Here is a 23,859-nt window from a genome sequence, read left to right on the forward strand (position 1 = left end):
CAGTTGCTAGGAGAAGAGTTGTGCGAATCGCTGTGACCGGCTCCATCGCGACCGACCACCTCATGGTGTTCCCCGGAAGCTTTGCGGAGCAGCTGATCACTGACAAGGTCGACACGGTGTCCCTGTCGTTCCTCGTCGACCAACTGGAGGTTCGCCAGGGCGGCGTGGGGGCCAACATCACCTTCGGCCTCGGCCGGCTAGGCCTGCGGCCTCTGCTTGTGGGCGCCGCCGGCGTCGATTTCGCCGACCACGGCCGACGGCTCGTCGAAGCCGGGGTGGACACGACGTCGGTCCGGGTCAGCGAGACCCTGCACACCGCCCGCTTCGTGTGCACGACGGACCGCGACCAGAACCAGATCGCGAGCTTCTACACGGGCGCCATGGCAGAAGCCCGCGAGATCGACCTGCGGGAGGTCGTCACCCGCTGCGGACGCCCCGACCTGGTCCTCGTCGGCGCTGACGACCCCGCGGCGATGCTGCGCCATACCGCGACCGCCCACGCGCTCGGCATCCGGGTGGCGGCGGACCCGTCCCAACAGCTGGCCCGCCTGGACGCCGAGCAGACGCGGAGCCTCGTGGACGGCGCACACCTCCTCTTCACCAACGAGTACGAGAGCGCCCTGCTGCGCGAGCGCACCGGGTGGAGCGAGGAGCAAGTCCTGGAGCGGGTAGGCACCTGGATCGTGACGCGCGCCGCCGACGGGGTCTCGATCCTGACCGCCGACGGCGGCCGCGAGGACATCCCCGCCGTACCCACGGACATCGCCGCCGACCCGACCGGCGTGGGCGACGCCCTGCGCGCCGGCTTCCTCGCGGGCCTCGCGTGGAACCTGCCGTACGAGAACGCGGCGCAACTCGGCTGCGCGCTCGCCACGGTGGTGCTGGAATCCATCGGCACCCAGGAGTACAAGCTTCTCCCGTCCGACCTGATCGGCCGCGTCGACCGGGTCTACGGCAACGCCGCGGCCGCCGAGCTGGAGTCCTGGCTGGTGGCCGTCTCATGAGCGGCGAGCAGGCCCGCCGGGCGGACGCCCTCCGAGAGGCGCTCGCCACCCGCGTGGTCGTCGCCGACGGAGCCATGGGAACGATGCTCCAGGAGCAGGACCCGACGATGGAGGACTTCCAGCAGCTGGAAGGCTGCAACGAGGTCCTGAACGTCACCCGCCCGGACATCGTCCGCTCGGTCCACGAGGCCTACTTCTCCGTCGGCGTCGACTGCGTCGAGACGAACACCTTCGGCGCGAACTTCGCCGCCCTCGCCGAGTACGACATCCCCGAACGCAACTTCGAACTGTCGGAGTCCGGCGCCCGCATCGCCCGCGAGGTCGCCGACGAGTACACCGCCTCCACCGGACAGCAGCGCTGGGTCCTCGGCTCCATGGGCCCCGGCACCAAGCTGCCCACCCTGGGCCACATCACCTACGCCCAGATCCGCGACGCCTACCAGATCAACGCCGAGGGCCTGATCACCGGCGGCGCCGACGCGCTCCTCGTCGAGACCACCCAGGACCTCCTCCAGACGAAGTCCTCCATCATCGGCGCCCGCCGCGCCATGGAGGCGCTCGGCATCTCCGTCCCGCTGATCTGCTCCGTCACCGTCGAGACCACGGGCACCATGCTGCTGGGTTCGGAGATCGGTGCGGCGTTGACGGCGTTGGAGCCGCTGGGCATCGACATGATCGGCCTGAACTGCGCGACGGGTCCGGCCGAGATGAGCGAGCATCTGCGCTACCTCGCGCGCAACGCCCGGATTCCTCTGTCGTGCATGCCGAACGCCGGCCTCCCCGTCCTGACCAAGCAGGGCGCGCACTATCCGCTGTCGGCCCCCGAGCTCGCGGACGCGCAGGAGACGTTCGTACGGGAGTACGGGTTGTCGTTGGTCGGTGGCTGCTGCGGTACGACGCCCGAGCACCTGCGGCAGGTCGTGGAGCGGGTGCGGGGGACGGCGGTGACCGAGCGCAGTCCGCGGCCGGAGGCGGGTGCGGCGTCGCTGTACCAGACGGTGCCGTTCCGGCAGGACACCTCGTACATGGCGATCGGTGAGCGGACGAACGCGAACGGGTCGAAGAAGTTCCGCGAGGCGATGCTGGAGGCCCGTTGGGACGACTGTGTGGAGATGGCGCGGGATCAGATCCGTGAGGGCGCGCACATGCTGGACCTGTGTGTGGACTACGTCGGGCGTGATGGTGTGGCGGACATGCGGGAGCTGGCGGGTCGGTTCGCGACGGCCTCGACGTTGCCGATCGTGCTGGACTCCACCGAGGTCCCGGTCCTTCGGGCGGGTTTGGAGAAGTTGGGTGGGCGGGCGGTCCTCAACTCGGTCAACTTCGAGGACGGGGACGGTCCGGAGTCGCGCTTCGCGCAGGTGAGCGCGTTGGCGCGGGAGCACGGCGCCGCGTTGATCGCGCTGACCATCGACGAGGAGGGGCAGGCCCGCACCGTCGAGCACAAGGTGGCGATCGCGGAGCGGTTGATCGAGGATCTGACGGGGAGGTGGGGGATCCTTGAGTCGGACATCCTCATCGACACGTTGACGTTCACGATCTGTACGGGTCAGGAGGAGTCCCGCAAGGACGGCATCGCCACGATCGAGTCGATCCGTGAGCTGAAGCGTCGGCACCCGGATGTTCAGACGACGCTCGGCCTGTCGAACATCTCCTTCGGTTTGAATCCGGCCGCGCGCGTCCTGCTGAACTCGGTGTTCCTCGACGAGTGCGTGAAGGCGGGTCTGGATTCGGCGATCGTTCACGCGTCGAAGATCCTGCCGATCGCCCGGTTCGACGACGAGCAGGTCGGCACGGCCCTGGATCTGATCCACGATCGGCGTGCGGAGGGTTACGACCCCCTCCAGAAGCTGATGGCCCTGTTCGAGGGTGTCAACACGAAGTCGTTGAAGGCCGGCCGGGCGGAGGAACTCCTCGCGCTGCCGCTCGACGAGCGGCTCCAGCGGCGGATCATCGACGGCGAGAAGAACGGCCTGGAGCGGGACCTCGACGAGGCCCTGGAGACCCGGCCCGCGCTGGACATCGTCAACGACACGCTCCTGGAGGGCATGAAGGTCGTCGGTGAGCTGTTCGGTTCCGGGCAGATGCAGTTGCCGTTCGTCCTCCAGTCGGCGGAGGTCATGAAGACGGCCGTCGCCTTCCTCGAACCGCACATGGAGAAGACCGACGCGGACGGCAAGGGCACCATCGTGTTGGCCACGGTCCGCGGTGACGTCCATGACATCGGTAAGAACCTGGTCGACATCATCCTGACCAACAACGGCTACAACGTCGTCAACATCGGCATCAAGCAGCCCGTCTCGGCGATCCTCGAAGCCGCCGAGGAACACCGCGCGGACGTCATCGGGATGTCCGGACTCCTGGTCAAGTCCACCGTGATCATGAAGGAGAACCTCCAGGAGCTGAACACCCGAGGTCTCGCGGGCCGCTTCCCCGTCATCCTCGGTGGCGCCGCCCTCACCCGCGCGTACGTGGAGCAGGACCTCCACGAGATCTACGAGGGTGAGGTCCGCTATGCCCGCGACGCCTTCGAAGGGCTGCGCCTGATGGACGCCCTCATGGGTGTCAAGCGTGGTGTTCCCGGTGCCACGCTGCCCGAGCTCAAGCAGCGGCGGGTCAGGGTGGGGGCCGCGGTCGTGACCGAGTCGCAGGGCGGCGAGGGGCGGCGCGTGAGTCGGTCCGACGTGGCCGTCGACAATCCCGTCCCCACCCCGCCGTTTTGGGGTACCCGGGTGGTCAAGGGCATCCCGCTCAAGGACTACGCCTCCTGGCTGGATGAGGCCGCCCTGTTCAAGGGCCAGTGGGGGCTGAAGGCGGCGCGCGGCGGGCCTTCGTACGAGGAGCTCCTGGAGGGCGAGGGCCGGCCCCGCCTGCGTGGCCTCCTGGAGAGGCTGCACACCGAGAGCCTCCTGGAGGCGGCGGTCGTGCACGGCTACTTCCCGTGCGTCTCCAAGGGGGACGATCTGATCATCCTCGACGAGAACGGTTCGGAGCGGACCCGGTTCACCTTCCCGCGTCAGAGCCGCGGCCGGTACCTGTGCCTGGCGGACTTCTTCCGCCCCGAGGAGTCGGGCCAGACCGACGTCGTCGCCCTCCAGGTCGTCACCGTCGGCTCCCGCATCGGCGAGGCGACGGCCAAGCTGTTCGAGGCGAACGCCTACCGTGAGTACATGGAGTTGCACGGCCTCTCCGTGCAGTTGGCGGAGGCGCTGGCCGAGTACTGGCATGCCCGTGTCCGCGCCGACCTGGGGATTTCGGCCGCCGATCCGTCCTCCGTCGACGGGATGTTCCGTACGGAGTACCAGGGCTGCCGCTACTCCCTGGGCTATCCGGCCTGCCCCGATCTGGAGGACCGCGCCAAGATCGCCGACCTCCTCCAACCCGAGCGGATCGGCGTGCACCTCTCGGAGGAGTTCCAGCTCCACCCCGAGCAGTCCACCGATGCCCTCGTCCTGCACCATCCCGACGCCGGCTACTTCAATGCCGGAGGCCGCACATGAGCGCACTGCGCGATGTTCTGGAGAGCGGGGCGCCGTCGTTCTCCTTCGAGTTCTTCCCGCCGAGGACCGATGCCGGGGAGCGGGTGCTGTGGGACGCGATCCGCCGCATCGAGCCGCTCGCACCGTCCTTCGTCTCGGTCACCTACGGGGCCGGCGGCTCCTCCCGTGAGCGTACGGTCGAGGTCACCAAGCGGATCGCCGCCGAAACCACCCTGCGACCGGTCGCCCACCTGACGGCCGTGGGTCACTCGGTGGCCGAACTGCGCCACATCATCGGCCAGTACGCCGACGCGGGCGTACGCGATGTGCTGGCACTGCGCGGGGATCCGCCAGGCGATCCGAACGCCCCGTGGATCCCGCACCCCGACGGCTTCGGGCACGCCCACGAGCTGGTGTCGCTGGTACGGGCCTCGGGGGCGTTCAGCGTCGGGGTCGCGGCGTTTCCCGAGCGCCACCCGCGTTCACCGGACTGGGAGAGCGACATCGGGCACTTCGTGGCCAAGTGCCGGGCCGGCGCCCACTACGCCATCACGCAGATGTTCTTCGACGTCGAGGACTACCTGAGGCTGCGGGACCGGGTCGCGGCGGCGGGCTGCGACACCCCCGTCATCCCGGAGATCATGCCGGCCACCGACGTACGCCAGATCCGACGCTTCGCCGAGCTGAGCAACGCCACCTTCCCAAAAGACCTGGCCCACCGTCTCGACGCCGTGCGCGACGATCCCGCCGCCGGCCACCGCGTCGGCGTGGAGTACGCCACCACCATGGCCGAGCGGCTGCTCGCCGAAGGGGCACCCGGACTGCACTACATCACTCTCAACCGCTCCACCGCGACGCTTGAGATCCACCGCAACGTACTCGAATCAAGGAGCGCACCGCATGTCCTCGCAGCCCACCACTGACATCCAGGAGACCACGCAGGCGCCGGGGTCGGTGGACTTCACCGACTTCAAGGTCGCCGACCTTTCCCTCGCCGCGTTCGGCCGCAAGGAGATCACCCTGGCCGAGCACGAGATGCCGGGTCTGATGTCGATCCGCCGCGAGTACGCCGCCGCGCGGCCGCTGGCCGGTGCGCGGATCACCGGTTCCCTGCACATGACGGTGCAGACCGCGGTGCTCATCGAGACGCTGGTCGCGTTGGGGGCGCAGGTGCGGTGGGTGTCGTGCAACATCTACTCCACGCAGGACCACGCGGCGGCGGCGATCGCGGCCGCGGGGATCCCGGTGTTCGCGTGGAAGGGCGAGACGCTGGAGGAGTACTGGTGGTGCACCGAGCAGGCGCTGACCTGGCCCGGTCACACGGGCCCGAACATGATCCTCGATGACGGTGGTGACGCCACCCTCCTGGTCCACAAGGGTGTCGAGTTCCAAAAGGCGGGCGCCGTCCCGGACCCGTCGACGGCCGACAACGAGGAGTACGGTCACATCCTGAGGTTGCTGGGCCGCACCGACATCGACTGGACGCAGCTCGCCTCCGAGGTCCGCGGTGTCACCGAGGAGACCACCACCGGTGTCCACCGCCTGTACGAGATGCACCAGGCGGGTGCGTTGCTGTTCCCGGCGATCAACGTGAACGACGCCGTCACCAAGTCGAAGTTCGACAACAAGTACGGCTGCCGCCACTCCCTGATCGACGGCATCAACCGCGCCACCGACGTCCTGATCGGCGGGAAGGTCGCCGTGGTCTTCGGCTACGGCGACGTCGGCAAGGGCTCGGCGGAGTCCCTGCGCGGCCAGGGCGCCCGCGTGATCATCACCGAGATCGACCCGATCTGCGCGCTCCAGGCCGCGATGGACGGCTACCAGGTCGCGACCCTCGACGACGTCGTCGAGACCGCCGACATCTTCATCACCACGACCGGCAACAAGGACATCATCATGGCCGCCGACATGGCCAAGATGAAGCACCAGGCCATCGTCGGGAACATCGGCCACTTCGACAACGAGATCGACATGGCCGGCCTCGCCAAGATCGACGGGATCGTCAAGGACGAGGTCAAGCCCCAGGTCCACACCTGGACGTTCCCCGACGGCAAGGTCCTCATCGTGCTGTCCGAGGGCCGTCTGCTGAACCTGGGCAACGCGACCGGCCACCCGTCGTTCGTGATGTCGAACTCGTTCGCGGACCAGACCCTGGCCCAGATCGAGCTCTTCACCAAGCCGTCGGAGTACCCGACCGACGTCCACGTGCTGCCCAAGCACCTGGACGAGAAGGTCGCCCGTCTCCACCTGGACGCCCTCGGCGTCCGCCTCACCACCCTGCGTCCCGAGCAGGCCGCCTACATCGGCGTCAAGGTCGACGGCCCGTACAAGCCCGACCACTATCGCTACTGATCCTGACCCGCACGTGGAACAGCCCCCTCGCAGCACGGCGAGGGGGCTGTTCCACGTGCGGTACCAGCGGCCGGGGCCGCGGCAGTTGCTACTCGACCACGTCGATACGGCCCATCTGGCCGCCGGAGGAGTGACCGAGCTGGTGGCAGTGGAAGAGGTACTGGCCCGCGTAGGGACCCCAGGTCATGGCGATCTTCACGTTCTCGTTCGGCCCCAGCGTGACCGTGTCCTTCAATCCGGAGTCACGGACGCCGGCCGGCTGGCCGTTGCGCTCCAACACGCGGAAGAACGTCAAGTGGGTGTGGAAACTGTGCCACAGGTGGAAGTCGTGTGCTCCCGGCGCGGCAGGCGCCTCCATGTTCTTGACGTTCCAGATCTCGGTCGTGCCGAGCTTGGTCTGCACGTCGACCCGGTTGGGGTCGTAGGCCTTGTTGTTGATGGTCATGGCCGGGAAGGTGCGCAGCTCGAAGTCCCGTTCGACGGTCGCCTTCGGCAACGGCGGGATGTACGAGAGGCGCCCCGGGACCCAGCTGAAATCGATCGCTCTGCGGACCACGTCGAAGCGCATGACCTCGGGCCGCTCGTTGGGGCGGGCGCCGGTGTTCTCCAGGACGATGGACTTGCCGACGCCGTACCGGGAGAAGTCCACGACGACCTCGACGCGTTCGCCGCCCAGCATGACCAGTTCCGTCTGTTCGACTGGGGCCTCCAGCAGACCGCCGTCGCTGGCGATCTGTGTGAAGGGTGACCCATCCGCGAAGCGCAGCTTGATGTAGCGGTTGACACTGGCGTTGTAGATGCGCAGCCGGTACTTGCGGGCGGCGACCTGGAAGTACGGCCGCTCCTTCCCGTTGACCAGCACGTTCGAGCAGTCCGACGGGCGGGTGTACAACAGGTTGCCGTTGGCCTCGACCAGGGCTTCGCGGATCACCAGCGGAACGTCGTACGAACCCTTGGGCAGCGGGAGGTACTGGTCCTCGCGGTCGCTCAACAGGTACAGCCCCGCCATCCCCATGTAGACGTTGGTGTCCTCAAGGTGGTGCGCGTGGTCGTGGTACCAGAGGGACGACGCCCGCTGCTTGTTGGGGTAGCGGTACGTGCGCTCTGCTCCCGGTGCGATGACGTCCATGGGCAGACCGTCGTGCTCCGACCGGACGTGCCCACCGTGCAGGTGCACCGCGGTGTTCACGGACAGTTCGTTGATCTGGCGCACCACCACCTCGCGGCCGGATTGGGCCTGGATGGTGGGTCCGGGGAAGGTTCCGTTGTAGGTGCGGACCTTCGACTTCAGCCCCTTGACGATCTCCACCTCGGCTTCCCGCATCCGTATCTCGTACAGGTCGGAGGTGGCCGTCGCCGAGGTGCGCGACAGGACCGGAGGCACGGGCATCGCATGGTCGAACGGTACGGCGGCAGCCACCTCGACCGCCGAGCTCGTGGCGGAGGCGGAGCCACCACCGGTCACCCGGTCCCACGGGAATACGGCAGCGGCTCCGGTTACGGCACCCGCCTTCAACAGGTTCCGACGATTCAGCATGGACCAGGCTCATTTCGTAGGAGTGTCTTTTCGGTGCGCCGCAGCTCCCAGGGCAAGCCCGTGGTGAACACGAGCAGCAGGCCCGCCAGGACACACAGCCGCACCACCGAGACGGTGTTGTCGGCGATGGCGGGCCAAAGGGCCGCGGCTTTGACCGGCGAGATGGCCATGGCGAGGGCCGTCACCGGAACGGTCACCACCCCGCTCGCCACCGAGGCGGCGGCGACGAACGAGAGCTGCACGGAGAACGTTCCCGTGCCGGGTGTCCGCAGGCGGCTCTCGAAGCGGCGCAACAAGTACGCGGCCAGCGCCATGAGGGGCAGCACGAGGTACAGCGCCGCTGCGGCGAGGGCAAGTACCGATCCCATTCCGGCCACCTCCGACGGAATCGGTGCGCCGGCCGGGTCCGGCCCGCCGTGCCACCACGCATGGTCGCCCGGCTGCGGTGCGGGGGGCTTCGCGCGGTCGTGCGTCACCCAGGCGATGGCGGCCGTCGCCGCGAAGGCGAACAGTCCGAGCGCGGCGGGACGCAGAGGAGCCGGGCCCCCAGGCTGCGTCCGAGGTGCCCGCCCGCTGCTCCGCGCAGCCGTTCGTACCGTGTCGCCCGGTACGGCGACGTCCAACGAGCCGCGCATCGAGCCCGCCGGACTTCCGACAGCACGAAGGCGCGCCGGGACTTCGTCCCGATCCGACATGAACTTCCCCCGTCAGTTCGCGTACCAGGGGGCCAGGCTCGCAGAGCCCGCTAGAGACGGGCTGGAACCCGTTCGGCAGTACGGGACCTCCCGCCGGACCGGCCCTTCCCCGCCACGTCACCAGCAACCCTCGACCTGACGTCGAGCGGAGCTGCCCAGGCTCGTCCACCAGACACGGAATGACAGGGGGTGACCGGCTCGCCGGCGGCGCCGCCCACCGGATACGCCCGGCGACCGCGCCGCACCGACAGCACAGCAGAAGGACTCACCCGTGAAGGACACCCAATGACCCGACGCGTCGTCATCACCGGAATCGGCGTGGTCGCGCCCGGGGGGGTGGGCACCAAGGAGTACTGGTCCCTGCTCACCTCCGGCAGGACCGCGACCCGTGCCATCAGCCTGTTCGACGCCTCCCCGTTCCGATCCCGCATCGCAGCCGAGGCAGATTTCGACCCCCTCGACCACGGATTCACCGCCGAAGAGGCCCTGCGCCTCGACCGAGCGGCGCAGTTCGCGATCGTCAGCGCCGGCGAGGCCCTGCGCGACAGCGGACTGGCCGGTGCGGAGCTGGACCCCACGCGCACCGGTGTGACCCTCGGCAGCGCGGTCGGCTGCACCATGGGCCTGGACACCGAGTACAACGCGGTGAGCCGAGGCGGCAGCACTTGGCAGGTGGACCACACCCTGGCCGTCCCGCACCTCTTCGACTACTTCGTACCGAGCTCGCTGGCGGCCGAGGTGGCCTGGCGCGTCAACGCGCAGGGCCCCGTATCGGTGGTATCCACAGGCTGCACCTCCGGCCTCGACTCCATCGGGCACGCCGTCGAGCTGATCCGCGAGGGCAGTGCCGACGTGATGATCACGGGTGCGACGGAGGCGCCCATCTCCCCGATCACCGTCGCCTGTTTCGACGCGATCAAGGCGACTTCGCCGCGCAACGACGACCCGGAGACCGCCTCGCGGCCGTTCGACGCCACCCGGAACGGGTTCGTGCTCGGTGAGGGGTCCGCCGTTCTGGTGCTGGAGGAGCTGGAGAGCGCTCGGCGCCGAGGCGCCCATGTGTATGCGGAGATCGCGGGCTTCGCCAGCCGCTGCAACGCCTACCACATGACGGGCCTGCGGGCCGACGGCGCGGAGATGGCGGAGGCGATCACCGTCGCCCTCGACGAGGCTCGCCTCGACGCCACGGCCATCGACTACATCAACGCCCACGGTTCGGGCACCAAGCAGAACGATCGCCACGAGACGGCCGCCTTCAAGCGGAGCCTCGGGCAGCGCGCCTACGAGGTCCCGGTCAGCTCCATCAAATCGATGATCGGTCACTCGCTCGGCGCCATCGGTTCCCTGGAGATCGCAGCCAGCGCTCTGGCCATCGAGCACAACACAGTGCCGCCCACCGCGAACCTCCACACGCCCGACCCCACCTGCGACCTGGACTACACCCCGCTCGTCGCGCGTGAGCAGCGCACCGACACCGTGCTCAGCGTCGGCAGCGGATTCGGCGGCTTCCAGAGCGCCATGATTCTGACCCGCCCGCGCCTGGGAGATGCAGCATGACCGCCGACACCACCACGACCACTACCACTGCGACCGCGGATCGCGGCGTCCGTGCGGCCGACCCGGTCGTCACAGGCATAGGCGTTACCGCGCCGAACGGCCTGGGCACCGAAGCGTGGTGGAGTGCGGTCCTGCGCGGCGAGAGCGGCATTCGTCCGGTCAGCCGCTTCGACACCGCCCAGTACCCGGCCAAACTCGCCGGGGAGGTTCCCGGTTTCGACGCCGCCGAGCACATTCCCGGCCGGCTCCTGCCGCAGACCGACCACATGACGAGGCTCGCGCTGACCGCCGCCGACGAAGCTCTCGCCGACGCGGGCGTCGACGTCGCCGCACTGCCCGACTTCTCGGCCGGCGTCATCACGGCCAGTTCCGCCGGCGGTTTCGAGTTCGGTCAGAAGGAACTTCAGGCGCTCTGGAGCAAGGGCGGTCAGTACGTCAGCGCCTACCAGTCGTTCGCCTGGTTCTACGCGGTCAACACCGGTCAGATCTCGATCAAGAACGGGTTGCGCGGGCCCAGTGGCGTCCTCGTCACGGAGCAGGCCGGCGGTCTCGACGCTGTGGCCCAAGCCCGCCGACAGCTCCGCAGGGGCGTCAGGCTGCTGGTCACCGGCGGTGTGGACTCCTCCATCTGCCCGTGGGGCTGGGCGGCGCACCTCGCCGGTGGTGAACTGACCGCCGAAGAGGACCCGGACCGGGCGTACCTGCCGTTCTCCGCCGACGCGGCCGGCCACGTGGCGGGCGAAGGCGGCGCGCTGCTCGTCCTGGAAACCGCGGACTCCGCCCGTGAGCGGGGTGCGACGGTCTACGGATCGGTCGCGGGCTACGCCTCCACCTTCGACCCCGCACCCGGCTCCGGAGGCACCCCGCGCCTCCAGGCCGCCGCCGAACTCGCCCTGCGCGAGGCCGGGCTGACTCCCGCGGACGTCGATGTGGTCTTCGCCGATGCCGCAGGACGCCGGTCGGCCGACCGCGACGAAGCGCGCGCCATCGCCGCACTCTTCGGGGACTACGGCGTCCCCGTGACCGCGCCCAAGACGATGACGGGCCGGCTTGCCGCCGGAGGGGCCTCGCTCGACCTGGCCGCCGCCCTGCTCGCGTTGCGCGACCAGGTGCTCCCCCCGACCGTGAACGTGGGCCCGCCCGCCGCCGACTGCCCGATCGACCTGGTCACCGAGGTACGCCGGCCGGACCGGCTGCGCACGGCCCTGGTCCTGGCGCGGGGACGGGGCGGCTTCAACGCCGCGATGGTCGTCCGCGCCGCCTAGGACGTGACGTCGAAGCGCCATCGGCCGCTCCTCGACCGGTGGGGGCCTCGACATCGCGACCTGGCGGACCGGCCGCCCGCTCCGGCACCGGGCCGCCCCACCCCTACTTCCAGAGCCAGGAGGACCGTTGCCCACTCTAGAGACCACCGACTACGTCAGCACCATGGCCCAGGTGCCCACCCCGGTCACTGTCGTGACCACCGTCGACGCGACCGGCCGGCGCTGGGGTTTCACCGCCGGCTCCTTCACCTCGCTCTCGCTCGACCCGCCGCTGGTGCTGGTCTGTCCGGCCAAGACGGCCTCCTGCCACCAGGCCTTCGTCTCCGGTGACCGCTTCTTGGTGAACGTTCTTGCGGCGCAGCACGCCGACGTCGCGAGCAATTTCGCCCGCTCGGGCCACGACAAGTTCGCCGACAGCGGCATGGAGCCCTGCGAGCTGGGCCTCCCGGGCCTCCCCGACGCGACGGCCCGTATCGCCTGCACCCTCCACGACGTGCTGGACGGGGGCGATCACAGCATCCTCGTCGGCCGGGTCGAGGCGGTCTCCGTGACCGGCGGCGCGCCGCTCGTCTACCACAACCGGAGCTTCACCCGGCCGGCCGCAGGCATGGCCATGGCCTCGTCCCCTTCGTGAAGGTCCGTTCCGGGCCGCCAACTCCGATCCAGGAGACAACAGTGACCGCAAGCTTCCCGTCCGCCGCTCGACTGGTCGAGGTCGCCGAGGAGGTCTTCGCCTACGTTCAGCCCGACGGCGGCTGGTGCCTCAACAACGCCGGACTCATCACGGCTGGTGGCCGTCCCCTGTTGATCGACACGGCGGCCACCGAGTCGCGCGCTGTCGCGTTGAAGAGCGCGCTCAGGCAGGTCACTCCGCATGCCCCTCACTTCGTCGTCAACACCCATCCCCACGGCGACCACACCTTCGGGAACCGGCTGTTCGCCGAGGATGCGGTGATCATCGCCCACGAGGCCACGCGCGCGGAGATGGACCTCGCCGGACTGCACCTGACAGGGTTGTGGCCGGACGTGTGCTGGGGTGACCTCGCAGTCGAACTGCCGAGCCTGACCTTCCGCGAGACGCTCACCCTGCACCTGGGAGACATTCGGGCCCAGCTGATGCACCTGGGGACCGCGCACACCACGAACGACACGGTGGTCTGGCTGGAGGATCAGCGCGTCCTGTTCACAGGAGACATCGCCATGTCCGGCGCGACGCCGTTCTGTCTGACGGGCTCCCTCTCCGGCTCCCTCGCAGTGATCGAAAAGCTGCGGGCGCTCGACCCCCGCACCGTCGTTTCCGGTCACGGTCCCGTAGGCGGCGTCGAAATCCTCGACACCACCGCCGACTACCTGCGTCATGTGCAGAGCCTGGCGCGCGAAGGGCTGGCAGCCGGACTCACCCCGCTGGAAACGGCCCGCGAGGCCGACCTCGGCCCCTTCGCCGAGCTCCTCGACAGCGAGCGCCTCGTACCGAACCTCCATCGTGCTTACGCCGAAGCCAGGGGCGCGGCGCCGGGGCACCACCTCGACATCGGTGAGCTGTTCTCCGAAATGGTCGACTTCCACGGCGGCCTTCCCGCCTGCGCTGCCTGAACGACGTACGGATCCGTCCCGAACCCCAACTTGCACACCGTTGACGCCTCAGCGTCCGTACGAAAGGCAAACCATGCCATTCATCAATCCCAAGTTCGGCTACTTCACGGCCATCGAGGTGTTCGCACTAGAAGACCGCGACAGCCAGGAACGCGTTCTCGACACCAAGCGCCGGAGCATCGACACCGCGGCCCACCAGGGGTGGGTCTCCTCCACCCTGCACTCCGGCGTCACGAAGCCGGGCGCAGCCGACTACACGCAGTGGCGCAGCGCCGAGGAGCTGGAGGCGCACTTCGCAGCCGCCGGCCACGAGGGCGACCAACTGTGGAAGGGGGAGGTCGTCTCGTCCCAGCACCACCCGCTGGTGGACGAGCGGATCGAGGTTTCGCCGGACAGGCAGGACTGGACCTCGATCGCCATTCTGAGAGTGTCCCCGGAGAATCAGCAGGCTCTCATCGACGAGCTGACCCGTCCGCGGGACGAGTGGGTCGACCTGCTGCCGGGGTACGTGTCCCACAGCGTCGTACGAGGGCTGGACGGCACCTTCGTCGTCAACTACGCCCAGTGGGAGAGCGAGGAGACCTACTGGGGATTCCACGACGTGCCCGAGGAGCAGTGGCCGCTGCACGTCCGCGAGTCCCGGGATCGGGCACGCGGCCTGACGCTGTCGGCCGAGTACAACACCTACCGAGTGGTACACGCGCGCTCGGCCGGCTGAGTAGGCGAGCGGTACCCGCCCCGGCAACGCACGGACCCGGCCCCCGGCCGTGGCCGTACGGTGCCGGGGCTTCCTCGTGTGCGCCGTCGAGGGTTCGCGGGTCCGTCGCACACCCCGTCCCTCCGGCGGACCTGGACGCGCAAGGCAGCGGACCTCAAGCGGCATGGGACAGGGTTGAGTCGACTACCCGCCGAGGCCTCCACGCCGCCGCGGCGGCAGGACCGGCCCACCGGTGGCCGGACGTCCGGTGGGTACCCGGCCCACGTGTCCGCCCGACTCCCGGACCGTGGACGTGCTCAGCACCGGCACAGTCCGACCAACGACCCGCAGAGAGGGTGGGAGAACCATGTCCAGAACGGACGACACGATCCGGTCCCGGATCGACGAGCTCAACGGGATCAAGGAGTCCGCGCGGAGCGGCGATGAGAGCGCGACCGAGCACCAGCACGCCAAGGGCAAGCTGACGGCCCACGAGCGCATAGCACTCCTCCTGGACAAGGGCTCGTTCACCGCGGTGGAGCCGCTGCGCCGGCACCGGGCGACCGGTTTCGGGCTGGAGGCGAAGAAGCCGTACAGCGACGGCGTCGTCACCGGCTGGGGCACGGTCGACGGCCGTACGGTCTTCGTCTACGCCCACGACTTCCGGATCTTCGGCGGGGCGCTGGGCGAGGCCCACGCCGAGAAGATCCACAAGATCATGGACATGGCCGAGAAGGCCGGTGCCCCGCTGGTCTCGCTGAACGACGGCGCCGGCGCCCGCATCCAGGAGGGCGTCTCGGCGCTGGCCGGGTACGGCGGCATCTTCAAGCGCAACACCCGGGCCTCGGGCGTCATCCCGCAGATCAGCGTGATGCTCGGTCCCTGCGCCGGCGGCGCCGCCTACTCGCCGGCGCTCACGGACTTCGTGTTCATGGTCCGCGAGACCTCGCAGATGTTCATCACCGGCCCGGACGTCGTCAAGGCCGTCACCGGTGAGGAGATCACCCAGAACGGGCTGGGCGGCGCCGACGTCCACGCCGGCACCTCGGGCGTCGCGCACTTCGCGTACGACGACGAGGAGACCTGCATCGCCGAGGTCCGCTACCTCCTGGCGCTGCTGCCCTCCAACAACCGTGAGCTGGCCCCCGTCGAGCACTCCGGCGACCCGGCCGACCGGCTCAACGAGGCCCTGTTGGACCTGGTTCCCACGCAGTCCGGGCAGGCCTACGACATTCGCAAGGTCATCGAGGAGGTCGTCGACGACGGCGACCACTTCGAGGTCCATCCGGCCTGGGCACCGAACCTCGTCTGCTCGCTGGCCCGGCTCGACGGACACGTCGTCGGCATCGTCGCCAACAACCCCGCCGCGATGGCCGGCGTCCTCGACATCGAGGCCTCCGAGAAGGGCGCGCGGTTCGTCCAGTTCTGCGACGCCTTCAACATCCCGCTCGTCACCCTCGTGGACGTGCCCGGCTTCCTGCCGGGCGTCGACCAGGAGCACAACGGCATCATCCGACGCGGCGCCAAGCTGCTGTACGCGTACTGCAACGCCACCGTCCCGCGGATCTCCCTGGTCCTGCGCAAGGCGTACGGCGGCGCGTACATCGTCATGGACTCCCGCTCCATCGGCGCCGACCTGGCGCTGGCCTGGCCGACCAACGAGATCGCCGTGATGGGCGCCGAGGGCGCCGCGAACGTGGTCTTCCGCCGTGAGATCGCCGCGGCGGACGACCCCGACGCCGCCCGCGCGCAGCGCATCGCGGAGTACAAGGACCAGCTGATGCACCCGTACTACGCGGCGGAGCGCGGCCTCATCGACGACGTCATCGACCCGCGCGACACCCGGTCGGTGCTGATCCGTTCGCTGGCCATGCTGCGCGCCAAGCACGCCGACCTGCCCGCGCGCAAGCACGGGAACCCGCCCCAGTGAGTGCCGGCGGTCCGGCACAGGACGAGGAGAACCCCATGGACACGCAGCAGCCGGGACACCTGATCCGCGTGGTGAAGGGGCACCCCGACGCCGAGGAACTGGCGGCGCTGACCGCGGTCGTCCTCGCCCGGGCGGCCGCCTCCGAGGGCCAACACGGTGGAACGGCCGGCAGTGGCCCGGCCCTGGCCGTCTGGCGCCGGCCCGACCGGGTGCGCGGTTTCCTCGGCCCGCGCACCTGGCGCGACAACTCGAGCGAGGCGCGTTCCGCCTGACGGCACGGCCCTTCCCCCCTTCTTCCCCCGCAAGGAGACAAGAACATGGCACACCTCGTCCTCGAGGCCCTCGGACGGACGCGTATCGAGGTGGCGGAATGAGGCTCCTGGTCACCGGCGGAGCCGGGTTCATCGGCTCGCACTTCGTCCGGACCCTGCTCGACGGCGGATACGAGGGCCACGGCGACACCCGGATCACCGTCCTCGACAAGCTCACCTACGCCGGCAACCGGGACAACCTGCCGGCCGCGCACCCCCGGCTGGACTTCGTCCGCGGCGACATCTGCGACGAGGCGCTGCTGCGCGAACTGCTGCCCGGCCACGACGCGATCGTCCACTTCGCGGCCGAGTCGCACGTCGACCGGTCGGTGCACTCCGCGGCCGAGTTCGTCCGCACCAACGTCGGCGGTACGCAGACCCTGCTCGACGCGGCGCTGGCCACCGGCGTGCGGCGCGTCGTGCACGTTTCCACCGACGAGGTCTACGGCTCGATAGCCGAGGGAGCCTGGACGGAGGAGTGGCCGCTGCTGCCCAACTCCCCGTACGCCGCGTCGAAGGCCTCCTCCGACCTGATCGCGCGCTCGTACTGGAAGACGCACGGCCTCGACGTGTCGATCACCCGGTGCTCGAACAACTACGGGCCCCACCAGCATCCCGAGAAGCTGATCCCGCTGTTCGTCACCAACCTGCTCGAAGGCCTCCAGGTCCCGCTGTACGGCGACGGCCGCAACATCCGCGAGTGGCTGCACGTCGACGACCACTGCCGGGCCATCGCCCTCGTCCTCGACAAGGGTCGCGCCGGCGAGGTCTACAACATCGGCGGGGGCAACGAGCAGACCAACCTGCACATCACCGAACGCCTCCTCGCCCTGTGCGGCGCGGACGCCTCCGCGGTCCGCCGGGTGGCCGACCGCAAGGGGCACGACCTGCGCTACGCCCTCGACGAGACGAAGATCCGCGAGGAGCTCGGGTACGCGCCGCGCGTCTCGTTCGAGCAGGGACTGGCCGACACCGTCGCGTGGTACCGCGACAACCCCGGCTGGTGGAAGGCCGTGAAACACCAGAGCGACGACTTCGGCCGACAGAGCCGGGAAGGAACCACGTCATGAACGTCCACAAGGGACTCATCCTCGACGAGACCGCGAAGTTCCATCAGGACGCGCAGGACCAGGGGCCCTTCGTCCCCGGCACCACCGAGATCTGGCCCGCCGGCGCGGTCCTGGACGAGCGCGACCGCGCGGCCCTGGTCGAGGCGGCCCTGGAGATGCGGATCGCCGCCGGACCCAGCTCCCGCCGGTTCGAGTCGCGCTTCGCCCGGAAGATGGGGCACCGCAAGGCGCACCTGGCCAACTCCGGCTCCTCCGCGAACCTGCTGGCCATGACGGCCTTCACCTCGCACCTGCTGGAGGACCGCGCCCTCAAGCGGGGCGACGAGGTCATCACGGTCGCCGCCGGCTTCCCGACCACCGTGAACCCGATCATCCAGAACGGGCTCGTCCCCGTCTTCATCGACGTCGAGCTCGGCACCTACAACACGACCGCCGAGCGGGTCGCGCAGGCCATCGGCCCCAAGACCCGCGCCATCATGATCGCGCACGCGCTCGGCAACCCCTTCGAGGTCGCGGAGATCGCGCAGCTGGCCCAGGACCACGACCTGTTCCTGATCGAGGACAACTGCGACGCCGTCGGATCCACCTACGACGGCAAGCTGACCGGCACCTTCGGCGACATGACGACGGTGAGCTTCTACCCGGCCCACCACCTGACGATGGGCGAGGGCGGCTGCGTCCTGACCTCGAACCTGGCGCTCGCGCGGATCGTCGAATCGCTGCGCGACTGGGGCCGGGACTGCTGGTGCGAGCCGGGCGAGACCAACAAGTGCCTCAAGCGCTTCAAGTACCAGATGGGCACCCTCCCCGAGGGCTACGACCACAAGTACATCTTCTCCCACGTCGGCTACAACCTGAAGGCCACCGACATCCAGGCGGCCCTCGGCCTGACCCAGCTCGACAAGCTCGACGACTTCTGCGACGCCCGCCGCCGCAACTGGCGCCGGCTGCGGGACGGCCTCGACGGCGTACCGCACCTGATCCTCCCCGAGGCCACCCCGCGCAGCGACCCGAGCTGGTTCGGGTTCGCGATCACGGTTGACCCCGAGGCGCCCTACAGCCGGGCCGCCCTGGTCGACTTCCTGGAGGACCGCAAGATCGGCACGCGGCGCCTGTTCGCGGGCAACCTGACCCGCCACCCCGCCTACATCGGCCAGCCGCACCGCATCGTCGGCGACCTCACCAACAGCGACATCATCACCGACCAGACGTTCTGGATCGGCGTGTACCCGGCGCTGACGGACGAGATGCTCGACTACGTCATCGCCTCCGTCAAGGAGTTCGTGGGAGGCCACGCGTGAGCGGCCCCACCACCACCGCGGCCACCGCCGCCCCGGCGCTGGTCGCCCGCGTGGACGAGGAGCTGCCGCTGCGGCTGGCCCGCTCGGCGGGCGCCGCGCGGGGCGCCGTCCGGCACGCCGCGGACGTCCACGCCTGGCTCGAGGAGCGCCGTCGGGCGCACCGCTTCCGGGTGGACCGGATCGCCTTCGCCGACCTGGACGGCTGGTCCTTCGACCCGGACACCGGCAACCTCGGCCACCGCAGCGGGAAGTTCTTCACCGTCGAGGGCCTGCGGGTCACCGCGGGCTCCGACGGCCGCGAGCGCACGTGGCACCAGCCGATCATCCGCCAGCCCGAGGTCGGCATCCTCGGCATCCTGGTCAAGGAGTTCGACGGCGTCCCGCACTTCCTGATGCAGGCCAAGATGGAGCCCGGCAACCGCAACCTGCTCCAGCTGTCGCCCACCGTGCAGGCCACCCGCAGCAACTACACCAAGGCCCACAAGGGCGCCGACGTCCGCTACATCGAGTACTTCACCCAACCCGGCCGCGGCCGGGTCCTCGCCGACGTCCTCCAGTCCGAACACGGCTCCTGGTTCTACCGCAAGAGCAACCGCAACATGCTGGTCGAGGCGGTCGGCGACGTCCCCGAGCACGACGACTTCCGCTGGCTGACCCTCGGCGAGATCGGCGAGCTGCTGCGCCAGGACAACGTGGTCAACATGGACGCGCGCACCGTGCTGGCCTGCGCGCCGCTCCCGGACACCGAAGCCCTCGCCCTGCACTCGGACACCGAGCTGCTGTCCTGGTTCACCACCGAACGCTCCCGCCACGACGTGAGCGCCCGGCCGGTACCGCTCGCGGACATCCCCGGTTGGAAGCGCGGCGAGGACTCCATCGACCACGAGGAGGGGCGCTATTTCAGCGTCGTCGCGGTCGGCGTCCAGGCCGGCAGCCGCGAGGTCTCGGGCTGGACGCAGCCCCTGTTCGAACCGACGGGGGTGGGCGTCACCGCCTTCCTGACCCGGCGGATCGACGGCGTGCCCCACGTACTGGTCCACGCCCGCGTCGAGGGCGGGTTCGCCGACACGGTGGAACTCGGCCCGACGGTGCAGTACACCCCGCCGAACCACGCGCACCTGCCGAAGGAGGAGCGCCCGCCGTTCCTCGACCTGGTCCTCGGCGCCGACCCCGCGCGGATCCGCTACGAGGCCCTGCACTCCGAGGAGGGCGGCCGGTTCCTGAACGCGGAGAGCCGCTACCTCTTCCTCGACACCGACGAGGACCAGGCCCCGCTCCAGGCCCCGCCGGGCTACCTGTGGGTCACCCCGGGGCAGCTCGCCGGGCTGCTGCGGCACAACCACTACGTCAACGTGCAGGCGCGCACCCTGCTCTCCTGCCTGACCTCGGGGGCGGTAACGCTCTGATGGACCCCGTCCGCATCGGCGTGATCGGCTGCGCCGACATCGCACGCCGCCGGATGCTGCCCGCCCTGCGGGCGGCGTCCGGCATCGAACTCGTCGCGGTCGCGGCCCGCGACGCGGCCAGGGCCCGCGAGACGGCCGATGAGGCGGGCTGCGAGGCCGTCACCGGGTACGGGGCGCTGCTGGCGCGCCCGGACATCGACGCCGTGTACGTCCCCCTTCCGGCGGCCCTGCACGCCGAGTGGGTGGAGGCGGCGCTGCGCGCGGGCAAGCACGTCCTCGCGGAGAAGCCGCTCACCACCGACCTCGCGGAGACCCGCCGGCTGCTGGACCTGGCCGGGTCCGCCGCGCTGGTGCTGCGGGAGAACGTGATGTTCGTCCACCACTCCCAGCACGCTGCTGTCCGGTCCCTCGTCCACGGCGGAGCCATCGGTGAACTGCGCGCGTTCCGGGCGGAGTTCACGATCCCCCGGCTCCCGGACACCGACATCCGCTACGACGCCGCCCTCGGCGGCGGCGCCCTGTGGGACACCGGGGTCTACCCGGTCCGGGCGGCCCTGCACTTCCTCGGGGACCGGCTGGAGGCGGAGGGCGCCGTCCTGGTCGCCGGCGTGCCCAGCCGGTCCGTCGACACGGCCGGCACGGCCCTGCTCCGTACCCCCGAAGGGGTCACCGCGCAGCTGTCGTTCGGACTCGACCACGGCTACCGCAGTGCCTACGAGATCACCGGCAGCCGGGGACGTCTGACCGTCGAGCGGGCCTTCACCCCGCCCGCCGCGCACCCGCCCACGATCCGCCTCGAACGCCCCACCGGCGTCGAGGAGATCGGCCTCGCCCCGGACGACCAGGTGCTCCGTTCCGTCGCCGCCTTCGTCACGGACATCCGCGTCGGGGCCCGCCCGGAACCGGTCCTCCTGCGCCAGGCGGAACTGCTCGACGCCATCAAACGGAGCGCGCGCGTCGTATGAGGCGCGCATCCAGCGGGGGTGCGGCGGATCACGGTCCGCCGCGCCCCCGACCCATGATCTCCAACCCAACCGGAGAGGCCATGCCTTCGACCCACGACGAGATCGCGGACCTGCGCGAGCAGGTGCGGATCCTGCGCGACCGCGCCGACCTGCGCGCACTGTTCGACCGCTACGTCAGCTCCCTCGACACGTACGGGGAGGCCGAGCCGGCCGGGGACCGGTTCGCCGAACTGTTCACCGAGGACGTCACCTTCGCCTTCCCGATCGGCACGTCCGAGGGGATCGAGGGCTTCACCGCCTTCCAACGGGAGGCGGGGGCGCGCTGGGCGCGCTCGCACCACCTCGCCTCCAACCACTCCATCGGCCTCGACGGTGACCGGGCCACCCTGCGCGCGCAACAGCTCACCTTCCACGTCCACCACGACGGGGACCGCTCCGCGCGGCGGTTCGACGTCGGGGGCCACTGCGTGGCCGCCGCCGTACGGACCGACTCCGGCTGGCGGCTCAACCGCATCGCCTACCACGTCGTGTGGGACTCCGGCGACCGCCTGCCCGAGTTCGCCGGAGCCCGGCTGTGAGAACCCGGTGAACGCCGTGCAGATCGCCGGCTACTGGGTTCCCGCCCGGGAGCCCGTACGCGAAACCAATCCGGCGGCGCGGCCGTGCGCCCCGCCCATGACCACGCTCCTGCGCCGCCGGGCCGCCTGGGGACTCGCCGTGGCCCGCGGACGGTCCGTGCGCCGCGGCCCCTGACCCGCTCCCGTTCCGCCCGTTCGCCCCGCCAGGAGGTCTTCGCCATGCCCCCCTCACCGCATTCCGGTGCGCCCGCCGTCCGGGCCGTCACCCTCGACGGGGGCGGCATCCCGCTGTCCGGGCTGCTCGCGCTGCCCCCGGGCGGCGCGCCCCGGGCCCTGGTGGTCGCCCTGCACGGCGCCGGGATGAGCGCGGGGTACTTCGACAGCCGGGCCCGGCCCGGGCTCTCCCTGCTGGAACTCGGCGCCTCGCTCGGGTACGCCGTCCTGGCCGTGGACCGGCCCGGGTACGGGGCCTCGGCCGCGGTCCTGCCCGAGGGGCAGGACCTGGCGGGGCAGACCACGACCCTGCTCGCCGCACTGGAGGGCTTCGCCCGCGCGCACGACACCGGCGCGGGTCTGCTCCTCGTCGCCCACTCCAATGGCGGCCGCCTCGCCCTGTCCACCGCCGCCGCGCTCGGCGCGGGCGGACCGGGCGCGGCTGTCGGCCCGCTGCTCGGCGTGGACGTCTCCGGGATCGCCCGGCGCCTGGCCGTGGAACCCGGGGCACTGCCCGGCTCCGCCGGTCGGGTCCAGTGGCGCCGGCACTGGGGGGCGCTGCGGTTCTACCCGCCCGACGCGTTCCGGCTCGGGCAGGAACTGCTGCGGCCCGTACCGGCGGTGGAGGCCCGGGAGATCCTGGAGTGGCCCGCCGCGTACCCCGCCGTCGCGGCCCGGATCCGGGTTCCCGTCCGCTTCACCTTCGCCGAGCAGGAGCAATGGTGGAGACACGATCCGGACGCGGTGGAGGAATTACTCGCTCCGCTGTCGATGGCGTCCACTGAGGTGGTCCGTCAGCCCGACGCCGGCCACAACATCAGCCTGGGCTGGGCGGCCCGCGCCTACCACCTGCGTGTCCTGTCCTTCCTGGAAGAGCGCCTGTTGGCCCGGAACGTCGTCCGCGCCCCGGTTCTGACGGGCCCTGACCCGGACCTGAAAAAGGTTGACGTGGATCTGACATAAAGCCCGTTGACCCGTGGATCAGTACCTAAGAGGCTTTTCGTGAGCATCCCGTGACGTGTAACGAAATCCGTCATCACAGGGACACGTCCACTCGTTCTGCCGGTACCCGCTTGATTCAGAATGATTCATCCCGAAAAGGAACACACATGAGTGACGTGAAGGACCTGGTGCAGGTCGCCGGAATCATCGACGCCGAAGAGGCCAAGCTGCTGGCCGAGGAGGGCGTCGACTGGTTCGGTTTCCCGCTCCGCCTCCCGTCGGGCAAGGACGACATATCCGAGGCCGCGGCCACGGAGATCATCGCCGGTCTGGTCGCCCCTCAGGAGGGCGTCCTCATCAGCTACCTGACGGACGCGGACGAGATCAGCGCGTTCACCACCCAGCTCGGTGTCAAGGCCGTCCAGCTCCACGGTGACGTGGAGCCGGAGCAGCTGCGCAAGCTCAAGGCCAACCGCCCCGACCTGTACGTGCTCAAGAGCCTGGTCGTGAAGGAGGACAACGCCGAGGAGCTGCTCCAGCTCGTCGACGACGTCGCCGAGTGGGTGGACATGTTCATCACCGACACCTTCAACCCGGCCACGGGTGCCAAGGGCGCCACCGGCCTCACCCACGACTGGAACGTCAGCGCGGAGCTCGTCCGCCGCTCGCCCAAGCCGCTGATGATGGCCGGCGGTCTGAGCCCGGAGAACGTCGCCGACGCGATCCGCTTCGTCAAGCCCGCCGCGGTCGACGCCCACAGCCTCCTGGAGGGCCCCGACGGCCGCAAGGACCGGGCGAAGGTCGCGAAGTTCGTGGCCGAGTCGCGCCGCGCCTTCGCCGAGATCGCTTCCTGATCCCGGCGGCACCTCCCCACCACGTGGCTGTGGCGGCCCGGGGGGCCCTTCGCGGGGCCCCCGGGCCGGGCCGCAGCCCGTCTCCACCGACCGACGAGAAGCAGGTT

At 70.0% G+C, this 23,859-nt stretch carries 21 protein-coding genes; 19 read left to right on the plus strand and 2 right to left on the minus strand.

Going from position 1 to position 23,859, the window contains the following annotated elements; all coding sequences use genetic code 11:
• Positions 1-20: 20 nt before the first annotated feature.
• Genes ACFVS6_RS28755 through ahcY form a run of 4 tightly spaced genes read left to right on the plus strand, consistent with a single transcriptional unit; the run spans position 21 to position 6,838 of the window.
• Positions 21-1,004 (plus strand): PfkB family carbohydrate kinase, encoded by a 984-nt coding sequence (locus ACFVS6_RS28755; protein WP_389708287.1) that lies wholly within the window; start codon positions 21-23, stop codon positions 1,002-1,004.
• Positions 1,001-4,504 carry a methionine synthase gene (gene metH / locus ACFVS6_RS28760; protein ID WP_389708289.1) on the plus strand — a complete coding sequence of 1,168 codons (3,504 nt, stop codon included), beginning with the start codon at positions 1,001-1,003 and terminating at the stop codon, positions 4,502-4,504. The genes ACFVS6_RS28755 and metH overlap by 4 nt, the downstream gene beginning before the upstream one ends.
• Positions 4,501-5,406, plus strand: coding sequence for a methylenetetrahydrofolate reductase [NAD(P)H] (gene metF / locus ACFVS6_RS28765; protein ID WP_389708291.1), 906 nt, complete (start codon positions 4,501-4,503; stop codon positions 5,404-5,406). Before metH ends, metF begins: the two co-directional genes overlap by 4 nt.
• The gene (gene ahcY, locus ACFVS6_RS28770; protein ID WP_389708293.1) at positions 5,384-6,838 is read left to right on the plus strand and encodes an adenosylhomocysteinase; all 1,455 of its coding nucleotides are present in this window, start codon (positions 5,384-5,386) and stop codon (positions 6,836-6,838) included. Before metF ends, ahcY begins: the two co-directional genes overlap by 23 nt.
• 88 nt (positions 6,839-6,926) lie before the next feature.
• Here the strand turns inward: ahcY and ACFVS6_RS28775 are convergent, their stop codons facing one another.
• Positions 6,927-8,375, minus strand: coding sequence for a multicopper oxidase family protein (locus tag ACFVS6_RS28775; RefSeq protein ID WP_389708295.1), 1,449 nt, complete (start codon positions 8,373-8,375; stop codon positions 6,927-6,929).
• Positions 8,369-8,743, minus strand: a complete 375-nt coding sequence (locus ACFVS6_RS28780; RefSeq protein WP_389708297.1) for a hypothetical protein — start codon at positions 8,741-8,743, stop codon at positions 8,369-8,371. Before ACFVS6_RS28780 ends, ACFVS6_RS28775 begins: the two co-directional genes overlap by 7 nt.
• 612 nt (positions 8,744-9,355) lie before the next feature.
• Here ACFVS6_RS28780 and ACFVS6_RS28785 point away from each other — a divergent pair.
• The 15 genes from ACFVS6_RS28785 (at position 9,356) to ACFVS6_RS28855 (ending at position 23,752) form a co-directional block, all read left to right on the plus strand.
• Positions 9,356-10,627: a beta-ketoacyl-[acyl-carrier-protein] synthase family protein gene (locus ACFVS6_RS28785; protein WP_389708299.1), complete on the plus strand. Its 1,272-nt coding sequence runs from the start codon at positions 9,356-9,358 to the stop codon at positions 10,625-10,627.
• On the plus strand, positions 10,624-11,892 hold the full coding sequence (locus tag ACFVS6_RS28790) for a ketosynthase chain-length factor (RefSeq protein ID WP_389708301.1): 1,269 nt from the start codon (positions 10,624-10,626) through the stop codon (positions 11,890-11,892). Before ACFVS6_RS28785 ends, ACFVS6_RS28790 begins: the two co-directional genes overlap by 4 nt.
• Before the next feature lie 127 nt (positions 11,893-12,019).
• Positions 12,020-12,526 (plus strand): flavin reductase family protein, encoded by a 507-nt coding sequence (locus tag ACFVS6_RS28795; RefSeq protein ID WP_389708303.1) that lies wholly within the window; start codon positions 12,020-12,022, stop codon positions 12,524-12,526.
• A gap of 41 nt (positions 12,527-12,567) precedes the next feature.
• Positions 12,568-13,485 (plus strand): MBL fold metallo-hydrolase, encoded by a 918-nt coding sequence (locus ACFVS6_RS28800; RefSeq protein ID WP_389708305.1) that lies wholly within the window; start codon positions 12,568-12,570, stop codon positions 13,483-13,485.
• 73 nt (positions 13,486-13,558) lie between these two features.
• Entirely contained in the window at positions 13,559-14,203 is a 645-nt protein-coding gene (locus ACFVS6_RS28805; RefSeq protein WP_389708307.1) for an antibiotic biosynthesis monooxygenase family protein, read from the plus strand.
• Positions 14,204-14,549: 346 nt separating this feature from the next.
• Complete coding sequence (locus ACFVS6_RS28810; RefSeq protein ID WP_389708309.1) at positions 14,550-16,112, plus strand: acyl-CoA carboxylase subunit beta; 1,563 nt, start codon at positions 14,550-14,552, stop codon at positions 16,110-16,112.
• A gap of 35 nt (positions 16,113-16,147) precedes the next feature.
• Positions 16,148-16,384, plus strand: a complete 237-nt coding sequence (locus ACFVS6_RS28815) for an acyl-CoA carboxylase subunit epsilon (protein ID WP_389708311.1) — start codon at positions 16,148-16,150, stop codon at positions 16,382-16,384.
• Between the two features lie 98 nt (positions 16,385-16,482).
• Positions 16,483-17,493 carry a dTDP-glucose 4,6-dehydratase gene (rfbB, locus tag ACFVS6_RS28820; protein WP_389708313.1) on the plus strand — a complete coding sequence of 337 codons (1,011 nt, stop codon included), beginning with the start codon at positions 16,483-16,485 and terminating at the stop codon, positions 17,491-17,493.
• Entirely contained in the window at positions 17,490-18,794 is a 1,305-nt protein-coding gene (rfbH, locus tag ACFVS6_RS28825) for a lipopolysaccharide biosynthesis protein RfbH (RefSeq protein WP_388904102.1), read from the plus strand. The genes rfbB and rfbH overlap by 4 nt, the downstream gene beginning before the upstream one ends.
• Positions 18,791-20,200: an NDP-hexose 2,3-dehydratase family protein gene (locus tag ACFVS6_RS28830; RefSeq protein WP_389708315.1), complete on the plus strand. Its 1,410-nt coding sequence runs from the start codon at positions 18,791-18,793 to the stop codon at positions 20,198-20,200. The genes rfbH and ACFVS6_RS28830 overlap by 4 nt, the downstream gene beginning before the upstream one ends.
• Positions 20,200-21,165 (plus strand): Gfo/Idh/MocA family protein, encoded by a 966-nt coding sequence (locus ACFVS6_RS28835; protein ID WP_389708317.1) that lies wholly within the window; start codon positions 20,200-20,202, stop codon positions 21,163-21,165. Before ACFVS6_RS28830 ends, ACFVS6_RS28835 begins: the two co-directional genes overlap by 1 nt.
• Before the next feature lie 80 nt (positions 21,166-21,245).
• Positions 21,246-21,743 (plus strand): nuclear transport factor 2 family protein, encoded by a 498-nt coding sequence (locus ACFVS6_RS28840; protein ID WP_389708319.1) that lies wholly within the window; start codon positions 21,246-21,248, stop codon positions 21,741-21,743.
• A 7-nt stretch (positions 21,744-21,750) separates the two neighbouring features.
• Positions 21,751-21,918, plus strand: coding sequence for a hypothetical protein (locus ACFVS6_RS28845; protein ID WP_389708321.1), 168 nt, complete (start codon positions 21,751-21,753; stop codon positions 21,916-21,918).
• A gap of 44 nt (positions 21,919-21,962) precedes the next feature.
• Positions 21,963-22,919, plus strand: a complete 957-nt coding sequence (locus ACFVS6_RS28850; RefSeq protein ID WP_389708323.1) for an alpha/beta hydrolase — start codon at positions 21,963-21,965, stop codon at positions 22,917-22,919.
• A gap of 146 nt (positions 22,920-23,065) precedes the next feature.
• Positions 23,066-23,752: a phosphoribosylanthranilate isomerase gene (locus tag ACFVS6_RS28855; protein WP_389708325.1), complete on the plus strand. Its 687-nt coding sequence runs from the start codon at positions 23,066-23,068 to the stop codon at positions 23,750-23,752.
• The last annotated feature ends 107 nt before the right edge of the window (positions 23,753-23,859 follow it).

The sequence above is a fragment of the Streptomyces sp. NPDC057939 genome (assembly GCF_042887545.1).
Lineage (GTDB): Bacteria > Actinomycetota > Actinomycetes > Streptomycetales > Streptomycetaceae > Streptomyces.

What these genes read in the sequence shown, in the direction of transcription:
- ACFVS6_RS28855 (WP_389708325.1), top strand. Translation starts at nt 23,066, where the DNA reads ATGAGTGACGTGAAGGACCTGGTGCAGGTCGCCGGAATCATCGACGCC.
- ACFVS6_RS28840 (WP_389708319.1), top strand. Translation starts at nt 21,246, where the DNA reads ATGCCTTCGACCCACGACGAGATCGCGGACCTGCGCGAGCAGGTGCGG.
- rfbB (WP_389708313.1), top strand. Translation starts at nt 16,483, where the DNA reads ATGAGGCTCCTGGTCACCGGCGGAGCCGGGTTCATCGGCTCGCACTTC.
- ACFVS6_RS28850 (WP_389708323.1), top strand. Translation starts at nt 21,963, where the DNA reads ATGCCCCCCTCACCGCATTCCGGTGCGCCCGCCGTCCGGGCCGTCACC.
- rfbH (WP_388904102.1), top strand. Translation starts at nt 17,490, where the DNA reads ATGAACGTCCACAAGGGACTCATCCTCGACGAGACCGCGAAGTTCCAT.
- ACFVS6_RS28775 (WP_389708295.1), bottom strand. Translation starts at nt 8,375, where the DNA reads ATGCTGAATCGTCGGAACCTGTTGAAGGCGGGTGCCGTAACCGGAGCC.
- metF (WP_389708291.1), top strand. Translation starts at nt 4,501, where the DNA reads ATGAGCGCACTGCGCGATGTTCTGGAGAGCGGGGCGCCGTCGTTCTCC.
- ACFVS6_RS28805 (WP_389708307.1), top strand. Translation starts at nt 13,559, where the DNA reads ATGCCATTCATCAATCCCAAGTTCGGCTACTTCACGGCCATCGAGGTG.
- ACFVS6_RS28815 (WP_389708311.1), top strand. Translation starts at nt 16,148, where the DNA reads ATGGACACGCAGCAGCCGGGACACCTGATCCGCGTGGTGAAGGGGCAC.
- ahcY (WP_389708293.1), top strand. Translation starts at nt 5,384, where the DNA reads ATGTCCTCGCAGCCCACCACTGACATCCAGGAGACCACGCAGGCGCCG.
- ACFVS6_RS28835 (WP_389708317.1), top strand. Translation starts at nt 20,200, where the DNA reads ATGGACCCCGTCCGCATCGGCGTGATCGGCTGCGCCGACATCGCACGC.
- metH (WP_389708289.1), top strand. Translation starts at nt 1,001, where the DNA reads ATGAGCGGCGAGCAGGCCCGCCGGGCGGACGCCCTCCGAGAGGCGCTC.
- ACFVS6_RS28810 (WP_389708309.1), top strand. Translation starts at nt 14,550, where the DNA reads ATGTCCAGAACGGACGACACGATCCGGTCCCGGATCGACGAGCTCAAC.
- ACFVS6_RS28790 (WP_389708301.1), top strand. Translation starts at nt 10,624, where the DNA reads ATGACCGCCGACACCACCACGACCACTACCACTGCGACCGCGGATCGC.
- ACFVS6_RS28785 (WP_389708299.1), top strand. Translation starts at nt 9,356, where the DNA reads ATGACCCGACGCGTCGTCATCACCGGAATCGGCGTGGTCGCGCCCGGG.
- ACFVS6_RS28780 (WP_389708297.1), bottom strand. Translation starts at nt 8,743, where the DNA reads ATGGGATCGGTACTTGCCCTCGCCGCAGCGGCGCTGTACCTCGTGCTG.